The following is a 19,799-nucleotide window of genomic DNA, read 5'->3' as shown; positions in this document are numbered from 1 at the left end:
CCTGAATCCGTGAGACCGGCCCCCGGAAGCACTTCTAACCCACTGACCTGCATGGCAATATAGCCATTATCGCCATTCACCCAGACAGTGCCATGCCCAACATAAAGTTCCGCGCCAGTCGCCGCACCCTCACCAGCCACGCCGGGCTGTCCATCATCGGGCAATGCTTCGAGATCGCTGGCGTCGACAGCATCGACAGCCGCTTCCCCACCACGCTGGGCATGCGCACCAGTGACGTGATCAAGAGCTACCTGGGCCTGCTGTGTCTGGGCATGAGCGACTATGACGCTGTCGAGAACTTCCGCCGCGACAAGCCCTTCCAACAACTGCTGACCCTGCAGAAGGTGCCGAGCGCGGCGACGCTGCGACAGCGGCTGGAGAAACTTGCCGCCAACGACCTGCAGGCGCGCACCGCCACCTGGTCCACGACCCTGCTGTCACTGATCGAAGCACCGATCACCGCCGAGACGACGCACGTCTGCCTGGACATCGACACCTTCGTCATGGACAACAGCAACTCGAAGAAGGAAGGCGTCTCGCGGACCTACCAGAAGGTCGATGGCTACACCCCGATCGCCGCCTATCTGGGCAACGAAGGGTGGTGCCTGGGTCTGGAACTGCGGCCTGGCAAGCAGAACACCATGAAGGAGAGCAACGCCTTCCTGGAGCGGGTACTGCCTCGCGCCCAATGCCTGACCAAGCAACCGATCCTGTTACGCGAGGACAGCGGCTTCGACAGCCAGGCGCACCTGGCGCTTCTCGAACAGCAACGCCAGGTCTTTGCCGACGAGGGGCGCCGGCTCGACTATGTCGTCAAATGGAACCCGCGCGGCTCGGCCACGGCTGATCGAGATACCTGGCTGGCGGTGGCGGCGGACTACTGGGAAGAGCTGCGTCCTGGCAAGCGCCAGGCGCTGTGGCCGCAGACCGTCTCGATCCACGACGACAACAAGACCGAATACGTCGTCCAACGCGTGATGCGCCTGGTAGAGCGCACCGCCGATCGCGATGGCCAGTTGCTGCTCGAACCGGACTATGAGTTGGAAGGCTGGTGGACCAGCCTGGACGAGGCGCCGGAGGCGGTGATCAAGCGCTACCAGGCGCATGCCACCCATGAGCAGTTTCACAGCGAGATCAAGACCGATCTCGACCTGGAGCGCTTGCCGTCCGGCAAGTTCGCCACCAACGACCTGATCCTGCATCTCGCCCAGTTGGCCTACAACATCCTGCGCCTGATGGGACAGCTGGGCATGACCGGCGAGCTGAGCCCGGTTCGCCACCCGGCCAAGCGGCGCCGGCTGCGCACCGTGCTACAAGAGCTGGTGCACCGTGCGGCTCTCGTGATTCACAAGGCACGGCAGATCATCCTCGACTTCGGGCAGGATATCGGGCGCATGACGGTGCTCAAGACGCTGCGGAGCCGACTGCGTTATCCACGAGGAACGCCATGCTGACCGTCAATCGGCGACACTCTATCCACAAGCAGTTCCAAGCGACACGCGATCGCCAGATATGTCGTGCCTGGCGGGTGGAAAGGCATGACAAAACGGGCCGTCAGCACCGATCAGCACGGTGGGTTTTGGCAATAACGGGCTTGCGAAAGCCAACTTGCACGGGGCGAATGATCAAAAAGTGCTCGCTGGCGGTGATAGGGAAAGTGTCGGCGCCGGCTTCACGGATTCAGGATAACGTCCGACCATTACTTTCCCCTATGCTGCTTTTGCATAGGGAAAGTTAGCAGATAAGGCTTTTCGTACAAAACCTAATACTTAAAATACCGGCCACGGCGATGCCCATCAGCGCCCGTGATGCTAACAACAGGTTCACGCTATCAATCAAGAAGCCCGCCCCACCCGCCAGGCCATAAATGGACAACATCATCAGGAGTAGAGGCTTGCGCCCAAACCGGTCGGCCAGATAGCCCATTAGCGGGCTGAACAGCGTAATCATCAGCGCAGGAAGCGTCAGGATCAGCTGAATCAACACCTGCGGCTGATCCGAAAAATAGCGGCTGATACCCGGCAAAGCAGGCGCAATAATCGCACCCGACATCACCGTCATGGTGCTGGCAAACAGCAGTACGGCTTTGGTATGGGTTAAATGGTTGATGGCGAGCTTCCCTGGATAAACATCGAGATGGCAAAGGCACTGATGATAGCACTGTCGTTAGCAAGCTACTATTTTACGTCAGGAAGTAAGGGAGGGGGGCGGCCCGCGTTGGCGAGTGTTAGTCGAGTTGCATAAAAGAGAGGTTGGGGAGACTGCGAATTTCAAGCGAACTTGCGTGTGCACAGAGGCTGATGGTCCAGCCTTGCTGCTGCCATTGCCAGGCATGAACATTGCCCCTAGGGGCTAGCCGCTCAAGACGGGTGCTCAATACATGGCTTGAAGGAGTGCCGGACAGGCTATCCAGCTTGAACAGCGCTTCGTGGAGTGTCCATGCGCGGTAAAAGGCGTCTAGAGGTACAGCGGACTGATGTATCTTGCGGCGTACGTCGGCCTCAGGCAGGCACGCCACCAGCTCGGGTAGGCGTTTTTTATGTCGCAGGCGAACATGCTCGATGTCGATGCCCACCGGTGCCGTGGAAATACCTGCAATGACGCGCCCATCGCGGTGGGCAAGACACGCTTTCCAGGGGAGCGGCAGCGCTGGATGCCACGGCGCGCCGCTGCCTCTGGGAGACCACTCACTAACGGGGCAGTGGTAGCCGCGCGCATCGGCAAGCCTGGAGAGAAGCTCTCTGCCCAGCGCCGATAAACAAGCCCCGCTGCTGTGAGCGGGGGCTTGGGCCAACACAATGTCTAAATACGCGGTCATTAGTCGGCTAGCGTGACAACGTCACCTCGCAGCGCGACACCGGCCATAAGCGCCCCTGCATGGCACTCATACTCACTGGTCGAGGACATCGGCTGACGGTCATAAAAACTCTCAATGTTAACCACCGCATTACCGCCTTCCGCTTTGACGCGGTCTTGCAAGCTAAGAAGCGCCGAGAGCATGACCCACTCGCAGGCTTCTACATCAGACTTGTTGAAGGCATTGGTCTTTTTATTTGTGACGGCAGGACCATGCTCGGCGGTAATCTCGCCGTGCGGAGTGTCGCCAAAGATAAATTGAATATTGGAATCAAGCCGTGCTCTCGCATCGGGCGTGTTCATTGCGTCCTCAATAGAGAGCATGTGTGTCGTGTCGCGCGCATGGCTCGTCGTGCTTACTAGTAGAGCGCCTAGTAGCACCCCCATTAACATCATTCCTCGGCTCATTTAGCGTTCCTTCTTGCTGGGTTTAAGTACCTGAGAGCAGGTAGTGTGAGTGGCACTGAGTCGTAAGCGATATCAGGGCCAGCGGCGGAAGATCAACGAGGTGTTGATGCCTCCAAAAGCGAAGTTATTGCTCATGACATAGTCACAGTCAATGTTCCGTCCTGGGCCGTTCAAGTAGTCGAGTTCTGCACAGGCATCATCAAGGCGGTCAAGATTGGCGGTGCCGTGGAACCAGCCTTCCTGCATCATCTTGATGGCGACCCAGGCTTCCAGCGCACCGCAGGCGCCTAGCGTGTGGCCGGTGAAGCTTTTAAAAGCGCTAATGGGCAGGTTTGAGCCGAACACCGCGTGTGTCGCATGACTCTCGGCAATATCGCCCCGCTCGGTGGCCGTGCCGTGGGCGCTGACATAACCAATCTGCTCGGGCTGCAAATTTGCATCCTCCAGTGCCTGGCGAATCGCTTGCTCCATCATGCTGGCATCCGGCTGGGTAACGTGGCGGCCATCGCTGTTGGTACCAAAGCCCACAAGCTCTGCGTGAATGGTGGCTCCCCGTGCTTGGGCGTGCTCCAGTTCCTCAAGGATCAGCGTGCCTGCCCCTTCTCCGATCACCAGACCGTCGCGCTCGGCGTCAAAGGGGCGCGGCGAGGTGTGCGGCGCGTCATTGCGCGTACTGGTCGCAAACAGCGTATCGAAGACGGCCGCCTCGGAAGCCGAAAGCTCCTCGCAACCACCGGCAATCATGGCGGTCTGGCGTCCGAAACGGATGGCTTCGTAAGCATAGCCGATGCCTTGGCTGCCAGACGTGCAGGCACTTGAGGTGGTATAGATCCGCCCGCGCACCCCGAGAAAAACGCCGATATTGACCGGTGCGGTGTGGGCCATCATACGAATATAGGAGTTGGCGTTCAGGCCATCGGTCGACTTATTGATCAACATGTTGCCAAAGTCGGCAATGGCGTCGGGCTCCCCAGCGGAGGCGCCGTACGCGATCCCCATCTGGCCACTGCCTAAGAGCGGCGTATCCAGCAGGCCTGCATCTTCCAGCGCCAGCTCACTGGCACGCGTGGCCATCTGCGCGCCGCGGCCCATGCTGCGCAGCGCCCGGCGATGATAATGCGCAGGCAAGGTAACGTCGCGCACGGGCGCCCCAAGGCGCGTATTGAGGCCGTCATAACTTTCCCAGTCATCCATGTGGATAACGCCGTTTTGCAAACGCTCAAGGCGAGCCTTGATGCTTGGCCAGTCGTTGCCGATCGGCGAGAAACCGGCCATGCCGGTCACTACCACACGGCGCCCCAGCCCGCCCTGGCGTTGTACATTACTTGCCATCAGCACATCCCTCCGTTGACGGCGAATACTTGCCGAGTGATATAGCCAGCATCGGCTGAACATAAAAAGCCCACCGTGGCTGCGACTTCTTCGCTGGTACCGGTGCGTTGCATGGGAATTAACTTGAGCGCTTCCTCGGTAACCAGGTCGTCGGTCATGTCGGTGTCGATCAAGCCTGGGGCAACGCAGTTGACCGTAATGCGGCGTTTCGCCAGTTCCACGGCCAAGGCTTTCATGGCACCGATCAGCCCGGCCTTGGCAGCGCTGTAGTTGACCTGGCCACGGTTGCCCATCATGCCTGAAACCGAGGACATCACGACGATGCGGCCGGGCGCCCGGCGGCGAATCATCGGCATGACGAGGGGCTTCACAACGTTATAGAAACCGTCGAGATTGGTGTGGATCACGCTGTCCCAATCCTCATCAGAGAGCGCGGGGAAGGCGGCGTCGGCGGTAATGCCCGCATTGCAGACAACACCGTAGTAGGCGCCATGCGCTTCGATATCGGCGTCCAGCGCCTGCTGCGCCGCGGCCCTGTCGGCAACATCAAAGCACAGCACGCGGGCGTTGCGGCCCATATCACGAATCTGGTTTGCGACGGCTTTTGCCTCTGCCTGACGCTGACGGCAATGTACGACGATATCGAAGCCATCCCGCGCCAAGCGTAAGGCGATGGCTTGGCCGATACCGCGGCTTGAACCGGTAACCAGGATGGTATTCGTCATTGAGTTTTTCCTTGTTGCATCATTTCCAGCGCCTGTTGCGTATCGGGCTGAAACACGTTGAGTGTGGCGTTAGCGATCAGCTGTTGCTGAGCATCCAGCAAGCGCCCCTGAAACGCGCCCAGGCCATTATCTGCCCGAAAATCGAGCTCTACTTCGATGCGTATCGGCTGGTCGAAGTGAAAAAACGGCTGTTGGCACTGATAACGGCGCGTGCCGAGTAGAAAGCCAATTTTCGGCGTATCGCCTGACGTCACGGACTGCACACCCGCCCACGCGGCAACGGCCTGGGCAAGCCACTCTAACCCGACCCAGCCGGGAATGCCGTCTGGTGTGGCAAACAGGTCGTCGGGCTGGGGGACGACGCGGGCATGCAGGTGTTCGTCACCCACGGCCAGTAGCGTATCCAGAAGGCACATGCCCAGGCGGTGCGGCACGTACGGCGCGATATCGCAGGGCAGGTCAAGCCGTGCGGGGATAAGTGAATCATTCATTGAAACGTTCCAGCAACAAGGCGATGTTATTACCCCCAAACGCGAAGGCATTGCTGATCGCGCGACGGCCGTGATGAGTCGTCGCCTTGGCGTAATTCAGTAACGGAAGTTCTGGGTCGACGTCACTATCGTGAACCTGGGGCGGCAGGCGTCCCTCATTGAGCGTCAGCCAGCAGAACGCCGCTTCGAGCGCGCCGCAGGCGCCTAGCGTATGCCCGGTCAGGGCCTTCGTTGAACTGCACGGTAGCGTATTGCCGAAAAGCGTTGCGACTGCCTTGGCTTCCATGCTGTCGTTCTGGCGCGTGGCGGTGCCGTGCAGGTTGAGATAATCAATGGCCGTGGCGGGCAGCTGCGTCATGGCAAGCGCGGCTTGCATCGCCTGAATGGCCCCCTGGCCATCTGGCCGTGGGGCGGAAATATGGTAAGCGTCGCTGCTTTCACCATAACCACTGAGCTGAATGCCGCCGGTTTCTGCCGTTACCAGAAACAGCGCGGCGGCTTCTCCGAGGTTGATACCGTCACGCTCGGCCGAGAAAGGCTGAGAAGGACGGTCGCTAAGCGCCTCAAGCGAGGCAAACCCGTTGACGGTTAACCCACAAAGACTGTCAGCCCCACCGGCGATGACCGCATCGCACATACCGCTTGCCAGCAGGCGTTTGGCGCTTGCCAGGGCGCGCGCACTCGACGTACAGGCGGTAGAGAGCGTGTAGGTTGGTCCGTCCAGGCCGAGCCACTCGGCAACAAAGCGGGCTGGTGAGCCAATTTCATGGCGCTGGTAATGAAAGTCGTCAGGCCAGTGGCCACCTCTCTGGCGCTCAGCCAGCGCTATTTCGGTTTCGCCGATGCCGGAGGTACTGGTGCCGAGCACCACGCCGATACGCGCCTGGGGGTGCCGCTTGCGAAAAGCCTCAAGCGTCGGTGCCAACTGCTCCAGGGCGGCGGCCAGCAGCTGGTTATTGCGCGAACGGTGCGCTGGCGGTAGCGCCTGGGCATCGGGCAGGGAGGTCGTGACTCGGCCTAACGGTAAAGGCCGCCCGGGGGTAAACACGTCGTCATACTCAAGCCCACGACGGCCAGTAAACAGGGCATCGGCAATGGTTGCCAGATCGTCACCGATCGAACAGACCAGGGCCGGTGGCAGGAGGCGACAAGGAGGCATCTGAGACGCTATCAAGGGGTTAAGCATGGGGCGGTTGTCTGGTCGGTGTCACTAAGGGGCATGATATACAGGCGGTAGCCTGCCTCAACGTCGTCAATTAACGTGCATGCCGAGTTACCGCTGATCCGCGCCACGATACGCTGTCGATAGCGCATCGTGCGGCCCGTCTCATCCTCTTGGATTGACCAGGCGTTGGACCCAAAGGCTTGTTCAATAGCCGGTGCGGGCCACAGGTTCCAGCTCAAACGGCTGGCCAGCCACTCAGCGGTAAAGGGCGGCTCAAAGGCGGCATCCTGTAGAAAGCGGCTGCCGCTATCGTCGTGTATCAGAGTCAGCAGGCGCTGGCCTTGTGGGCTTAGTATGACCAGGCGCAACGTCTTGTCGTCGTGGCGCAGAACGCCAATCATCTCATGGCGCTGGTCATTATGTTCAAACGTCAGGCGCTGCCGCTGCGTTTCCATCGCCGGTAGTGTCGAGAGGGTGGGTACGGTCGCCACCGGCCGCCCGGCACAGCCGAACAGCAGAAGCAGGGCGCTGAGCAGTCCTGCCTGACATGCGAAGCGAAACAACGTAGTGGTCATTTTTCCTTCCCTGCGGTATCGCAGCGCATATCGGTACAGGCCTCTGCCAGACTGTCTAACCGCCGACGGCTGGCGGCAACGAACGGGTTTTCTTCATCCCAGGCGTAGCCGGCGAGCACTGAGCTGATCATGGTGCGTATGCGCGGTGTCTGCTGGTCATTGAAGATGATGCGCGGTAGGCGACCATCATACCAGGCCTCCACGAATTCACGGAAGGTGGCAACGCCGCGTCGTAGGGGCTGTTCAAACTGGCTATTCCAATCGACGTGCTCACCGGCGAGCTGGCGCTCGACCAGGGGGGCGGCACGCAAGGCCGAATCCAGGGCGATGGTGACCCCTGAAGAGAAAACCGGATCAAGAAATTCACCCGCGTTACCCAGCAGGGCAAAACCGGGGCCGTGCAGTTGCTCGACATCTGCTGAATAACCCTCTAAGCGGCTAACCGCGCGAATGGCGTTCGCATTGGCCAGTAGTTCGGCGAGCCTCGGTTCGGCACGTATGAAGTGCCAGAGGCGCTCCTCATCATTGATACCCGCAGCTTCCAGTGTTGCCCGGTCACCTACTACGCCAACCGATGCCCGCCCATTCGTGAAGGGAATCAGCCAGTACCAGATGCCGGGATGCTCAGGGTGCAAACCGATCAGGATCTTCTCGCGGTCGTAACGCGAACAATCAATGTGATCGTCAATATGGGTAAACAGCGCGCAGCGTGATTCAAGCGTCGAGGGGCGGGCAAGGCCGGTGAGGCGCGCCAGGACGCGACCATAACCACTGGCGTCGAGCACAAAGCGTGCGTGTAACGAGCGCTGCTCACCGTTGGCATCGACCAACGTAAGGCTGGGGTGTTCGGGGTCGGCGACAAAGGCTTCAACGCGGGTGTCAAACTCAACCTGGGCGCCCAGCTGGCGCGCGCCTTCGATCAGGCGCTGGTCAAAATCAGCGCGTTCGATCTGCCACGTGGTGCCTGGGCCTGGCGTGAACTTGTCGCGAAAGTCGATGGCCGCATAGCGATCCCGCCAAGTGAAGGCCGCCCCGTTCTTGGTTTGAAATCCGCCTGCCTTGGCGGCATCCAGCAGGCCACAGGCTTCAAGATGGACCATGCACTGTGGCAGCAAACTTTCGCCGATGGAAAAGCGCGGAAAGCGGCTGCGCTCAATCACCCGCACATCCAGACCCCGCTGGGCAAGCCAGGCCGCTGCAGCCGCTCCGGAAGGCCCGGCGCCGATGATGGCGACATCGGTGGTATCTTGGATATTCATGTGTTGCGTTGTTTCTATAGCCATCAGGGAGTGTCCTGTCGAGAAGATAGAGGCCTGGTGCCCGCCCTGGCAAACGGCACAAGTGCCCAAGCTGATGCAAGGCCAATGAGGCAAGTGAGCCCCAGGTAGTGAAGCGCCGGGGTAGCACTGAACGCCAGTAGGCCAAAGGCCAATAGGCTTGAGGCACACGACAGGCTAATGGCCAGCCAGGCAGCTGGGCTGTTGGGGTGTTCGGTGCTGAAGATACCCGCGTCGAGACCGATACCCAGTACCAGCAGCAATCCCAGCAGGTGGAAAAGCGTCAAGCCGATATTAAAGGCGCTCAACAGCGCGATGGTTGACAGCAGTGCGCCCAGCGGGGGCAATAATACGCGCCAGGCCCGCCTGCGATAGCGAACGCCAAATATCACCGCAAGCCCCGCTACGGCGATGGCTAGGCACAGGGCGATCTGGTCGCGGAGCTGCGACAGGTGGCTGGATAACGTTGCCACGCGGTCCTGGTAGAGCACGTATTGCGGTGCAGCAAGGTGAGTAAATGCCTGCTGAGCAGTACTGTCGGCATCGCCCAGCGTTATCAGCGCCGCCATGTCTGTACGCTCGACATCGGCGGTTGCGTCTAGCCAGAGCATGGTATCGGCTTGCCCCGCCGGGGTGTTGAGCCACGCCGTGATCGTCAGCAGCGGCACGCTTTCAAGTGAGCGCTGCGCGGTTTCCAGCAAGGTCGAAGGAAGGCCTGCCTGGGCGATCAGCTCGGGCAGGGCGTTGCGGTAGGCCTGGCGCACACGCTCAAGGTTGGCATTTTGCGTCGCTGGAGAGGGCACTGCTTGGGCCAGGTGGCGGTAGTGAGTCAAGTGCCCTTGCGCCTCTAAATCGGCAAGCGCTGCGTCCAGAGCTTCAAGGCGCTCCAATAGTTCGTCTTCCTGCTCGGCGGTGACAAGCAGGTAGCGGCTGGCGGTCGGGCTATCCAGCAGTATCTGCACGCGTTGCTGCTCGGTAATCAGCTCGGCAGGTGATGGGTTGAGCTGGCGAAGATCATCGTCAGCGGACAGCCGCGTGGCGATCATGACGACTGCGAGAAACCCAAGCAGGGCGAGCAGCCCCCAATACCTGGGCGCGTGAGGCGGTAAACGTAGACGGTTCAACTGAGTGGCAATACGCGTGGTGGCGGCATGAGGGCGCGGGGTGAACCACGGCAGCCAAAGGCGCACTGTCAGCCAGGCACCTATCAGGCCTAGCGCCACGAACGTGGCCATCTGGCGCAGCCCCGGCAGCGGCGTGGCAAGCTGGACAAGATAGGCGACCAGGCTGGATATCAGGCCGAGTAATAGCCCCGGCCAAAGCCTGGCCAACGGCTGTTCGGGCGCCAGCTGGCGAGCGCATTGAAAATGCAGGGCGTAATCTATCGCAATGCCGATCAAGCTAGCGCCAAAGGCCAGCGTCAGCAGGTTGAGCGTACCAAAAAGTAGCCAGGTCAAGGGCAGTGCAAACAGAATGCCACACGCCACCGGTAGCAACAGGCTGGCCAGTATCGAACCGCGCCGAAAGGTGATCCAGAGCAGCAAGGCGATACCCAGCAGCGAGCCAATGCCGATGGTCAAGGTTTCGCGCTTGGCCTGCTCGGCACCGGCGGCGGCGTGAAACACCAGCCCGCTTCGCAACAGCTCGGCTTCTGGGTGAGCATCGCTAAACTCCGCAAGCGCTGTGACAAGGCGTTGCTGCATGGCCATATCGTAGGGGCTGGCCGTGAGTTGGCCGCTTACGATGAACCAGTTACCGCTCTCATCCCTGACGGCAGGCAGGCCGTCGATCAGGCGAATGGGGCCCGCCAGGCGTTGGTCCTGCCAGGCATCCAGCAGGCCAAAGGGGTCCTGGCGTGGGTCAGCGCCACTGCCTGGTGTGAATAGCTGGCGCAGGCCTCGTTGCACCCAAGCGTCGTTATCGGCAGCGGCCAACGAGGGCGATAGCAGCCGATAACGGTACGCTGACAAGTCGCTGTCGGGGGTGCGCAGAAGGTCATCGTCGAAGGCTGTGACGCTGGCCGATTGTTTAAGACGGGTCTTGAGATCCGCAACCAGCTGAGCCGGCGATTCGCCCCGCAACAGCAGCACGAAGCGATCCTCGAAGGCCTGCGTCAGGCGCTGCTCGGCGTGTTCGAGCAGCGCTCCCTGCCGGGTGTCCGGCAACAGCGTGGTAATGCGCGTATCCAGTGCTGCGCCCCTGCTCAGCAGGCTCGCCAAGAGCAAGGCGCAGCCCAGCAGCAGCCCCGCCCAGCCGATAGCTGCCAGACGCTCCAGGCGGCCGGGACGCGTTGCTTCACTCACGATGTATGCTTATCGTCTTCAAGACGCTCGCAAGCCGCACCGCTCAAGGTAAGCTCGAGGCGGTCATCATTGGTGAACATGATCTCGACACGCTCTACCTGCTGGTTGCCGTGAACCAGTAACTGGTCAAGCCGTTGGGCGATGTTCGCTTCACTGGGCGTCAGCTTGGCCTGCCACTCTTCCTGGGTGCCGCTGAGTTCGATGGCGAAGTATCTCTCCAACGCCTGCCAGTCACCTGAAAGCAGGCCACCAAGCACCGGGGCGACCGCCTGAAAGCCCATCGGCAGCTCGTCGTTGTCCGCGCTCATCACCACGCGGTCATTAATGGGGGAGGTCGTTTGCCAGACAAGCCCTGCGTCTTGATGTTCAAAGGTTCCACGGCTTTCCAACTGACTGTCGAGATCGGCTAGCCAGCGTGTCTGCTCGAATCGCCCGCACTGCGGTGCATTGTCGGCCAGGCGTGCGGCAAGCTCGTCAGCGTCGGGAGCCGCCCAAGCGGCAGCGCTGGCGCTGATGGCTAGAAGGGTAAAGACAAAAAAAGCCGCTTGGTGAATAGCGCGCATCATTGATTGGCCTCCTGCCAGGCGAGCAGACGTTCCCGCAGAACGGGGGGCGATTCCAGGCGCATTTCGCGGTCTTCAATTCCGACGGCCACTTGTACGCTCCAGGCACGCGTCAGGCGTTTGCGGGTGTGTGCATCGCGAATGGTGTAGTCGATCTTGAGGCGGTTCTCCCACTCGCTCAGGCGCGCTTCGATTGCGATTCGCTGGGCGAATAGCGCTGGCGCCGCGTAGCGCAGGCGTAAATCGATCACCGGCCAGGCAAATCCTGAGGCCTGCATTTGGGGATAGTTGTAATCGAGCGCATCGAGCAGCGTGCAGCGGGCAATTTCCAGGTAGCGCACATAGTGGCCGTGCCAAGCCACCTGCATCATGTCGATATCGTGAAACGGTATCGTCAGTTCGGTCTCGTAGCGGGGCAGTTTGCCATCATCAAGCGTCATATAGGCTCCAGTGGCGTTGGCGAATCACGTCACACAGAGTGCGGAGTTCGTGTTCCAGGGCGCGGTCTTCGCCAAGTGCCGGAAAGATCTGGCGGCAGTCGGTCAGAAATTCAGCCAGGCGGTCGGGCAGCGGTGGCGCATCGCCTATCTGGCTGCGTAGCTCAACACCCTGACAGGCCGCATGCAGCGTGGAGGCCGCGACCTGTTCTACCAGGGTGAGCACACGCAGCGCATCGCGGGCGGCAATCGTGCCCATGCTGACCTTGTCCTGATTGTGGCATTCGGTGGAGCGCGAGAAAACGCTGGCGGGCATGGTCAGCTTCAGCGCCTCGGCGGTCCATGCGGACGCCCCGATCTGCACGGCCTTGTAGCCATGATTAAGGCTGGCTCGCTCGGGGGCGGCACCGCTTAAGTTGCTGGGCAAGCCATGATTAAAACGAGCATCCACCAGCAGCGCCAGTTGGCGGTCGAGCAGATCCGCGAGGTTGGCGCAGGCCTGCTTGAGGCTATCCATGGCGAAGGCGACATGGCCGCCGTAAAAGTGACCGCCGTGCATGACCTTGCCTTGTTCGGCGTCGATCAATGGATTGTCGTTGGCACTGTTGAGTTCGTTTTCGAGAAACTGGCGCCACCAAGGCAGGGCATCTTCCACTACGCCGATCACGTGCGGGGCGCAGCGCGTCGAGTAGCGATCCTGAAGGCGCGATGAGTTGCGCGGCGTGTCGGGCGCGTGGAGATCCTCGCGCAGGCGTTCGGCGACCTTGTTCTGCCCCGGATGCGGTTTGGCGGCGAAAAGCTCGGCATCAAAGTGGTAGGGGTTGCCGTTCAGCGCATGCACGGAGAGCGCCGTGATGCGGGTAGTCAGCCGCGCCAGATAAGTGGTGCGGGCGAAGGCGAACACGCTTAGCGCTGTCATCACCGCGGTGCCGTTCATCAGCGCGAGGCCTTCCTTGGGCTTCAGGCAATAAGGGGTCAGCCCGTGCTCGGTAAACACCTCCGCCGTAGGCCGCCGCTGGCCGTCATGAAAGACGTCCCGCTCACCGCACAAGACGGCGGCCAGGTAAGATAGCGGCGTGAGATCCCCGCTGGCCCCGACAGAGCCTTCTTCAGGAATCACCGGTATCACGTCATGTTCAAGCAACCATGCCAAGCGCTCAAGCAGCTCGACACTGACGCCGGATACGCCGCGACAAAGCGAGACAAGGCGTACCATGATCACCGCCCGCGCGGCCTCAACCGTTAGCGCCTCGCCCAGCCCGCAGCCATGAAAGGTGTACAGCTGGCGGGGCAGTTGCTCCAGGTCGGAGGCGGAGACTTCGCGGGTGCAGGAGTCGCCATAACCGGTGGTAACGCCGTAGACGACGCCCTCTTCCTCGAGCAGGCGCTCAAGAAAGGCATTGCCTTTGGCAATACGCTTACGGAAATCGGGTGCCGTCGACAGAGTGACGCGACGGCGACCTTCGGCAACAGCCAGCACGTCTTCAAGGCTGACCATCGATCCATCCAGAATGAGCGGCGCGCTAGTGAGGGGCCCCGCCGTCGGGTCACGCAGTATCGTCATGAAGGTATCCAGTATCATTTATCCAGAAGGGATAAAAATTGAACCATTGCAGCGGGTGCCGCCGAACGCGTTCGGCCAAGTGGTCGGCATGTGCCTGCATGGTATCGGTAATCCACGTTTCACGCTGACGACGAGGCAGGTCCCGGGTGTCGCCAAGAAGCTCAAAGTCGATTCTGAAGTGGTCATCATCGCGCACGCAGGCCAGCGTATAGAGGGGGCAACGCAGCAAGGTGGCCAAGCGGAAAGGGCCTTCCGGGAAGCTTGCCTGGTCGCCGAGAAAATCAAACGACTGGGTTCGCTCTCCTGACAGGGGAAGGCGGTCGGCGGCGATGACCACATAGCCACCGGCGTTAATACGCTCGGCCAGCGTCTGGGCAGTGGCTGGGGTGACTTCGCTGACTTCGAGAATCTGTGGGCGCGGCTTGCCCGTGACGCGTTCAAGCAGAGCATTGAACTTGCGTGCATTGCGGGTGTGCATCATCACCGTCAGGTCGAGGTTGGTATGGCGTTCGGTCAGCGCATTCACTACGTCAAGATTGCCGTGGTGGGCGACAAGGATCAATCCGCCTTGACCGCCAGCGATCGCTTGAGTGAAGCGCTCGACCCCGCTACCCACCAGGCGTTCGTCGGCAATATGGCCGCTCCACGCTTCGACCTTGTCCATCAGCGTTTCGCCAAAGGCCAGAAAGTGGCGATAGCTGTGCCACCAACGGGCGACAGGCTGCTGCTTGAGCATGGGGTAAAGGCGTTGCAGAAAAGCCTGGGAAGCACGTCGCGCCGTGGTGTGGACGAGAAAATACCAGAGCATGACTGGCCATAGTGCCAGCCGAAAAGGCCAGCGGCCCAGGCGCCGCTGTATAGCCACCATCAGGGTCATCCCCAGCAGCGTGCCGCGTTCGCCGATCCGCGCCCAGTGGTAGTTCATGGGCTCGCCTCGCGGTGTGGCTGAAAGCGCCGGGCGAGCAAGCGTGGCAGGCGCCACAACATGCCGAAAAACAGGCGCGTATGCATCAGCGATATCTGCCGGTTATCACGCCATACGGCAAAATGGCTGATACCGTCGCGGGGGTAGTGCACGCGTACCGGCCGGTGCATCATGGCGCCTTGTTCCCAGTGCCAGCGCACCAGCACTTCGGTATCGAAGGTCATGCGATTGCCACAGGGGTGGCGGGCCAGCATTCGGTTGAGCGGTGCCACCGGGTAGAGCCTGACACCACACATCGAGTCGCGAATATCCAGCGATAAGGTATTTATCCACACCCAGATATGGGTGGCGTAGCGGCCATAGAAGCGCACTCGGGGCACGCTAGCGTCATATCGAGGATAACCCACTACCAGCGTGTGCTGGGCTACCGTTAGCGTGGCGAGAAACGCGGGCAGATCATCGACCCCGTGCTGGCCGTCGGCATCGACCTGAAGTGCATGGCTGAACCCCAACTGCTCGGCGTAGCGTAATCCGGCACGTACAGCCGCCCCCTTACCCTGGTTAGTCTCAAGGCGCAGCAGGTGATGGCCCTGTTCAGCCAAGCGATCCAAAACGGCGGCACACTGTTGATCACTGCCGTCATCGACCAGCAGCAGCGGTATCTCCAGCGCTGTTAGTTCCTCGCATAGCGGGGTGATTGTCGCTGGATGGTTATACACAGGGATAAGGATACAGGGCCTTGGCTCAGCCATGCTGATCTCCCTTGGGCGTTTGCAGGCGAACCTGCCCGGTGCAGTGGCGCCCTTCCTGGGAGTCAATGCTAAACGCGATGCCATCCTCGCGGCGGGTCAGCTGTAGGGTGAAACGAGTGCCAGGCAGTAGTGCGCGCGTAAACTTCAAGCGCTCGATACCCAGAAACAGGCCTCTGTGGCCAAAGATATCGTGGGCATAATGGATGGCCCACTGCACCATCACCACGCCCGGAACCAGCGGGTATTGATCAAAGTGGCCTTCCAGAAACACCAGCCGCTCCGGAACTTCCAAGGTGAGCAGGCGACTATTGGCATCAAGAGGGTGCTCTCCCAGCCAGCGCGGCACTTTCGGGTCGTCCAGGTCGGCAAACAGGCGGTTGATCAGTGTGCGGTCCAGCTTTCCCTGGGCATTGCTTGGCAGCGTTTCAACAAAGCGCCAATAGCGGGGCACGGCAATAGGCTCCAGGTGGTCGGAAAGGTTTTCGCGCATACGCTGGATCAAATGCTGCCGAGCATCACGCTGGTGCGGAATCGATGGTTTGTCCAGCACGATCACGGCGCCCAAGCGGCTGTCGGCGCGGTCAAGGTCGACACAGCGTACCTCGCTGACCGCTTCCACTGCCGTAAGAATGCGCTCGACATGGTCGAGCGAGATGCGCTTGCCGCCAATCTTGACCAGGCGATCCGCTCGGCCCAGCAGCGTGAAGCCGTCATCTGCCGGCGCCGCCTGGTCAGGCTGATGCCACCACTGTTGAGGCGTCTCCAGAAACGGCGACCGCAAACTCAGGCTACCGTTTTGAAACGATAACTCCACGCCGGGCAGCGGCTGCCAGCTGGAACGGCGTGTTTGGCGACGCTGGGCAATGCCGCCCGTTTCGGTACTGCCATAAATCTCGATGACCGGCGCCTGTAACAGGCGTTCAGCAAGCTGAGCATGTGCCAGCGCCAAGGGTGCACCCGATGAGAACACGCGGGCAGGCGGCGTAGCGGCGTGCCAGGGCAGGTGTTCAGGCAAGCGCGACAGCTGCGCAGGGGAGCTGACCACGACCGGGTGCAGGCCTGCTGTATCGGCTTCCTGCAAACGGGCCATTAGCGCTTCGGGATAACGGCTTTCACCACCGCAGAACGGCGCGCCCGCACATAAGGGGTGCAGTATGCCGGTGAGCAGCCCGTAAATATGCTGGTGGCTGACCTGGGAAATAACCCCGCTGTCTACCAGTGGCCAAAGCCTGGCGTGGGCTGATAACTCTGCCTCCAATTGATCAAAACGCTTGGCTAACTGAACGGGGTTGCCGGTGGAGCCTGAGGTGGATAGCACAACGGCGGTAGCGCTCGGGTCCAGAAATGCCGTGCGGGGGCGTGTTTCAGCGCCCTGCGGGAGCCGCGGCTCAGGCATATCGGGCAGGGTGCCATCGACTTCGCTTGCCAGCCGGGAGAGCGTTTCGGGGCGATCATCGGCGGGTAGCACGGCGACCCGGCCGCTTTCCCATAAGGCGATCAGTGCGGCGCAGAACGCTAGCGGTTGCTGCTGGCACAGCAGCCAACGGCCGGCGGGTTTGTCCGCCAGCCAGTGGTGCCATGCATCAATATGCGCCGTAAGCGAAGCGCCACACACCCAGTGGCTGGGAAGTGACTCATGACGGGGAGCGGATCTACGCCAGGGTAACTGAGTAAGCGAGATAAAGGTCATGTCAGGCGGCTCCGCAGCTGATGACGTATTAACCATTCACCGGTAAACATGACGGCGATTAGGCCATAGCTGATGGCACCGTTGTACAGTGTCCATGTTGCCAAGCTTGCGTACAGCGCTGTCCAGCTTGCGATGGCACCGTTGAGTATGAAAAAGCCACACCATGCCCAAGTGACATTTCGGGTATAGCGTATGCCGGCGGCGGGCAGCTCGGGCTCGCGCAGGCGCGCCAAACGTTCGATGACCGGCACTCCTCGCCACAGGCTAGAGAGAAAAATAGCCAGCATGACCGCGTTTACGGCCACGGGGTATGCGCGCATGCCGAGTTCCGCGTGCCCCAGCCCGCCCAGGGCGACCAGCAGAACCGCCGCAGCGGCTGCCAGATAGCGCGCTTGAGGCATTCTCCAGGCGAGTAGTGCCGCACCGATGACCAGTAACGGCCAGCTGCCAACGTCATCATGCAAAAGCAGTACCAGTAGTGGCCACATCAACGCGCACGCCATGCTTGCGTATTTGGACATGGTTACTGCTGCATCAAGTGTTCGACGGCAGTGACAACATCGCTGATCGTGCGCACTGATTTGAAATCCTCAGGCTTGATGCGTCGTCCAGTGAATTGCTTTAGCTCGACGACAAGGTCCACCGCGTCGATGCTATCGATATCCAGGTCCTCATAGAGGCGGGCGTCGGGCTCTATTTCGCTGGCATTGAGGTCAAACAGATCAACCAGTGTCTTGCGAATATGGGCGAGTATTTCTTCGCGCTGGTGATCAGCGGTTTCAATTGACACGGCGGGCCTCCACGAGTGCTTGCAGCGCCGCGAGGCTTTCGAAATGGCGACGCGTCTCATCGGCCTCGGAATCAAGCTTGATACCGTACTGCTTTTGCAGTGCCAGCCCGAGTTCAAGCGCATCGATAGAGTCAAGTCCTAGCCCTTCGCCAAACAGGGGAGCGCTTGGGTCAATATCGGCAGGCGTAATATCTTCAAGCTCTAGCGCGTCAATGATGAGACGCTTGAGTTCAAGTTCCAGCGCCTGATTGCAGGTTTCTATCATGATGGAAGTGTTCCAGTTCTCTGTTGAAGTGGTCGCTCAGCCATTGAGTTAGTTGTCTAGCGAGCTGGCCGGTTGGTTGTTGGCTAGCGGAATCAACGTGCAGGTCGTCAAGCACGCTAAGCTCCATTAAAACCCTGGTAGCGGGGATGTGGTACCAGGGTTCGTGTTTTGTCAGTGTGGTCGGCGTGCAGCGTATCAGGACAGGGGTGAGCGCTGTACCGGTGCGTAGGGCGATATTTGCTCCCCCGCGACGAAATTTGATCGGGCGTTTCGGGCTAGTGCGGGTGCCTTCAGGAAATAGAATCAGTGAGTCACCTCGTTGCAGGCTCTGACGGGCAGCCTCCAGCACTGACTCGGGGTCATCGTTGGTGATATAGCCCGCAGCACGAATAGGGCCGCGGGTAATAAAATTGCGGGTCAGCCGACCCTTTACAATGCAGTTGGCATGAGACGTGTAAGCGATTAAAAAAATAACGTCGATGAGCGAGGGGTGATTGGCAATCACAAGCAATCCAGGGCGTTTGAGGCGCTCAGGGTTGTCAACGCGGTAATCAAGCACGCCAAGGCCTTTCATCAAATTGATGAATCCGAGAAAGCAGACGCGGATAAGGCGGCGCGCCAGGTAGCGGCGCCGCTCAGTATTACGCACGCAGAGATTCAACAGTGGCGCAATCACCAAGCCAATGAAAAGGCCACCGATCCCGAAGACGGTGAAGGAAATAGCCGTACCCAAGCCGCGATACAGTTGGTTGATACTCATTCCTGCTCCAGATGCCAGCGCTGTCGACCGTTTAGGAAAGCGGTCTCCCCACTAAGCCACTGCAGCACATTGACCGGTGTCGGAGAAGCGCTGTGGGCTGATGTAGATGCCGTGATGGCGCGACCTCGTTGCAGAGTTAAGCGCATGCCAATAACACAGGCTGTGCCTGGATGCTGTGTTTCGCCCTGATAGGCCGCAGGAAGACAGCTTTCTGAAAATGCGGCAACTACGGCGGGGTAGCCCGCTTGCAAATACCCATACGACTCGTGAAGAAGCGCATCAAACTCATCACCACAAGCGCCTAACGCCTGCAAGGGACGGTGATGCGATTGCGCAATAGAGTGAACGCCCAGAATAGCGTTATGCACTGACATTGAGAAGCGGGTAGGGGAAATCGGGTCGCCCCGCTGCAGACTCTCCAGCATTGCGAGCGTATGCGTCGTATCGCCATGCCGTGAGGCATGCACCAAGGGGGCGTTAGCCTGTGGGTCGAGTTCTCGCAGAATATCGCAAGTGGCGCGCCCCGTATCATCAAGCCGTCGCCGCAGCATAGCAGGCAGTTCGCTACTCAGTTGGGCCGAAATAAGACGATTTGGCTTAACGGTTGCCATTGCCTCTTCAGGAAGCCAGCCCCGCCAGTCTTCGATAAATAGAGAAAAGGACACCACTAGCAGCCTGCTCAAAAAAGGCGTCTACTTTAACTTAATTATAGGGTGTGGAAAAGGAATGTGGCTCAAATGATGCGAAACGGTGAGGTTATCTCAAAAGGCAGATCGTTCAAGGCTTGAGGCAATAATGCTGACTTTGTCTAAGTTGACATAGCCTCCTCCAAGGGGGAAGCTTTAACTCTTGGTAAATAACTTTATTAGATAAAAACTACCTGAATCCGTGAGACCGGCCCCCGGAAGCACTTCTAACCCA

22 protein-coding genes are annotated in these 19,799 nt (G+C 60.1%); 1 reads left to right on the top strand and 21 read right to left on the bottom strand.

Annotated features, from left to right (window positions below; all coding sequences use genetic code 11):
• Window positions 1–92: 92 nt before the first annotated feature.
• On the top strand, window positions 93–1,454 hold the full coding sequence (locus INT21_RS02145) for an IS1380 family transposase (RefSeq protein WP_193084798.1): 1,362 nt from the start codon (window positions 93–95) through the stop codon (window positions 1,452–1,454).
• A gap of 280 nt (window positions 1,455–1,734) precedes the next feature.
• On the opposite strand, the gene INT21_RS02140 is transcribed toward INT21_RS02145, so the two are convergent.
• From INT21_RS02140 to INT21_RS02040, 21 genes are all read right to left on the bottom strand, one after another.
• Window positions 1,735–2,076 (bottom strand): MFS transporter, encoded by a 342-nt coding sequence (locus INT21_RS02140; protein WP_226930568.1) that lies wholly within the window; start codon window positions 2,074–2,076, stop codon window positions 1,735–1,737.
• Between the two features lie 151 nt (window positions 2,077–2,227).
• Window positions 2,228–2,818: a 4'-phosphopantetheinyl transferase superfamily protein gene (locus INT21_RS02135; protein ID WP_193084797.1), complete on the bottom strand. Its 591-nt coding sequence runs from the start codon at window positions 2,816–2,818 to the stop codon at window positions 2,228–2,230.
• A complete protein-coding gene (locus INT21_RS02130; RefSeq protein WP_226912060.1) occupies window positions 2,818–3,264 on the bottom strand; it encodes an excinuclease ATPase subunit in 447 nt (148 codons plus the stop codon). The genes INT21_RS02135 and INT21_RS02130 overlap by 1 nt, the downstream gene beginning before the upstream one ends.
• A 72-nt stretch (window positions 3,265–3,336) precedes the next feature.
• Window positions 3,337–4,596, bottom strand: coding sequence for a beta-ketoacyl-ACP synthase (locus tag INT21_RS02125; RefSeq protein WP_193056558.1), 1,260 nt, complete (start codon window positions 4,594–4,596; stop codon window positions 3,337–3,339).
• Window positions 4,596–5,321, bottom strand: coding sequence for a 3-oxoacyl-ACP reductase FabG (gene fabG, locus INT21_RS02120; RefSeq protein WP_193056557.1), 726 nt, complete (start codon window positions 5,319–5,321; stop codon window positions 4,596–4,598). Before fabG ends, INT21_RS02125 begins: the two co-directional genes overlap by 1 nt.
• Window positions 5,318–5,812, bottom strand: a complete 495-nt coding sequence (locus tag INT21_RS02115) for an ApeP family dehydratase (protein WP_193084796.1) — start codon at window positions 5,810–5,812, stop codon at window positions 5,318–5,320. The genes fabG and INT21_RS02115 overlap by 4 nt, the downstream gene beginning before the upstream one ends.
• A complete protein-coding gene (locus INT21_RS02110; RefSeq protein WP_193084795.1) occupies window positions 5,805–6,971 on the bottom strand; it encodes a beta-ketoacyl-[acyl-carrier-protein] synthase family protein in 1,167 nt (388 codons plus the stop codon). Before INT21_RS02110 ends, INT21_RS02115 begins: the two co-directional genes overlap by 8 nt.
• An 11-nt stretch (window positions 6,972–6,982) precedes the next feature.
• Window positions 6,983–7,552: a DUF3261 domain-containing protein gene (locus INT21_RS02105; protein ID WP_193084794.1), complete on the bottom strand. Its 570-nt coding sequence runs from the start codon at window positions 7,550–7,552 to the stop codon at window positions 6,983–6,985.
• Complete coding sequence (locus tag INT21_RS02100) at window positions 7,549–8,835, bottom strand: NAD(P)/FAD-dependent oxidoreductase (RefSeq protein WP_226930565.1); 1,287 nt, start codon at window positions 8,833–8,835, stop codon at window positions 7,549–7,551. Before INT21_RS02100 ends, INT21_RS02105 begins: the two co-directional genes overlap by 4 nt.
• Complete coding sequence (locus INT21_RS02095; protein WP_193084793.1) at window positions 8,835–11,132, bottom strand: MMPL family transporter; 2,298 nt, start codon at window positions 11,130–11,132, stop codon at window positions 8,835–8,837. Before INT21_RS02095 ends, INT21_RS02100 begins: the two co-directional genes overlap by 1 nt.
• Window positions 11,129–11,698 (bottom strand): LolA-related protein, encoded by a 570-nt coding sequence (locus INT21_RS02090; protein ID WP_172117645.1) that lies wholly within the window; start codon window positions 11,696–11,698, stop codon window positions 11,129–11,131. Before INT21_RS02090 ends, INT21_RS02095 begins: the two co-directional genes overlap by 4 nt.
• The gene (locus tag INT21_RS02085; protein ID WP_193084792.1) at window positions 11,695–12,135 is read right to left on the bottom strand and encodes an acyl-CoA thioesterase; all 441 of its coding nucleotides are present in this window, start codon (window positions 12,133–12,135) and stop codon (window positions 11,695–11,697) included. The genes INT21_RS02090 and INT21_RS02085 overlap by 4 nt, the downstream gene beginning before the upstream one ends.
• Window positions 12,125–13,696 carry an HAL/PAL/TAL family ammonia-lyase gene (locus INT21_RS02080; protein ID WP_226930564.1) on the bottom strand — a complete coding sequence of 524 codons (1,572 nt, stop codon included), beginning with the start codon at window positions 13,694–13,696 and terminating at the stop codon, window positions 12,125–12,127. The genes INT21_RS02085 and INT21_RS02080 overlap by 11 nt, the downstream gene beginning before the upstream one ends.
• Window positions 13,680–14,621 carry an LpxL/LpxP family acyltransferase gene (locus INT21_RS02075; RefSeq protein ID WP_193084791.1) on the bottom strand — a complete coding sequence of 314 codons (942 nt, stop codon included), beginning with the start codon at window positions 14,619–14,621 and terminating at the stop codon, window positions 13,680–13,682. Before INT21_RS02075 ends, INT21_RS02080 begins: the two co-directional genes overlap by 17 nt.
• Window positions 14,618–15,373, bottom strand: coding sequence for a glycosyltransferase family 2 protein (locus tag INT21_RS02070; protein ID WP_193084790.1), 756 nt, complete (start codon window positions 15,371–15,373; stop codon window positions 14,618–14,620). The genes INT21_RS02075 and INT21_RS02070 overlap by 4 nt, the downstream gene beginning before the upstream one ends.
• Window positions 15,366–17,063 (bottom strand): AMP-binding protein, encoded by a 1,698-nt coding sequence (locus tag INT21_RS02065; protein ID WP_193084789.1) that lies wholly within the window; start codon window positions 17,061–17,063, stop codon window positions 15,366–15,368. Before INT21_RS02065 ends, INT21_RS02070 begins: the two co-directional genes overlap by 8 nt.
• Window positions 17,060–17,584, bottom strand: a complete 525-nt coding sequence (locus INT21_RS02060; protein ID WP_226930563.1) for a COG4648 family protein — start codon at window positions 17,582–17,584, stop codon at window positions 17,060–17,062. Before INT21_RS02060 ends, INT21_RS02065 begins: the two co-directional genes overlap by 4 nt.
• A gap of 2 nt (window positions 17,585–17,586) precedes the next feature.
• Window positions 17,587–17,853, bottom strand: a complete 267-nt coding sequence (locus tag INT21_RS02055; protein ID WP_319022683.1) for an acyl carrier protein — start codon at window positions 17,851–17,853, stop codon at window positions 17,587–17,589.
• Window positions 17,843–18,118 (bottom strand): phosphopantetheine-binding protein, encoded by a 276-nt coding sequence (locus tag INT21_RS02050; RefSeq protein WP_172117640.1) that lies wholly within the window; start codon window positions 18,116–18,118, stop codon window positions 17,843–17,845. Before INT21_RS02050 ends, INT21_RS02055 begins: the two co-directional genes overlap by 11 nt.
• Window positions 18,084–18,878: a lysophospholipid acyltransferase family protein gene (locus INT21_RS02045; protein WP_193056544.1), complete on the bottom strand. Its 795-nt coding sequence runs from the start codon at window positions 18,876–18,878 to the stop codon at window positions 18,084–18,086. The genes INT21_RS02050 and INT21_RS02045 overlap by 35 nt, the downstream gene beginning before the upstream one ends.
• Window positions 18,875–19,543: a beta-ketoacyl synthase chain length factor gene (locus tag INT21_RS02040; protein ID WP_319022682.1), complete on the bottom strand. Its 669-nt coding sequence runs from the start codon at window positions 19,541–19,543 to the stop codon at window positions 18,875–18,877. Before INT21_RS02040 ends, INT21_RS02045 begins: the two co-directional genes overlap by 4 nt.
• Window positions 19,544–19,799 lie beyond the last annotated feature (256 nt).

This window comes from Halomonas sp. 3F2F (assembly GCF_014897805.1).
Taxonomy (GTDB): Bacteria; Pseudomonadota; Gammaproteobacteria; order Pseudomonadales; family Halomonadaceae; genus Vreelandella.
This window is presented reverse-complemented; position numbering and strand designations above follow the sequence as displayed.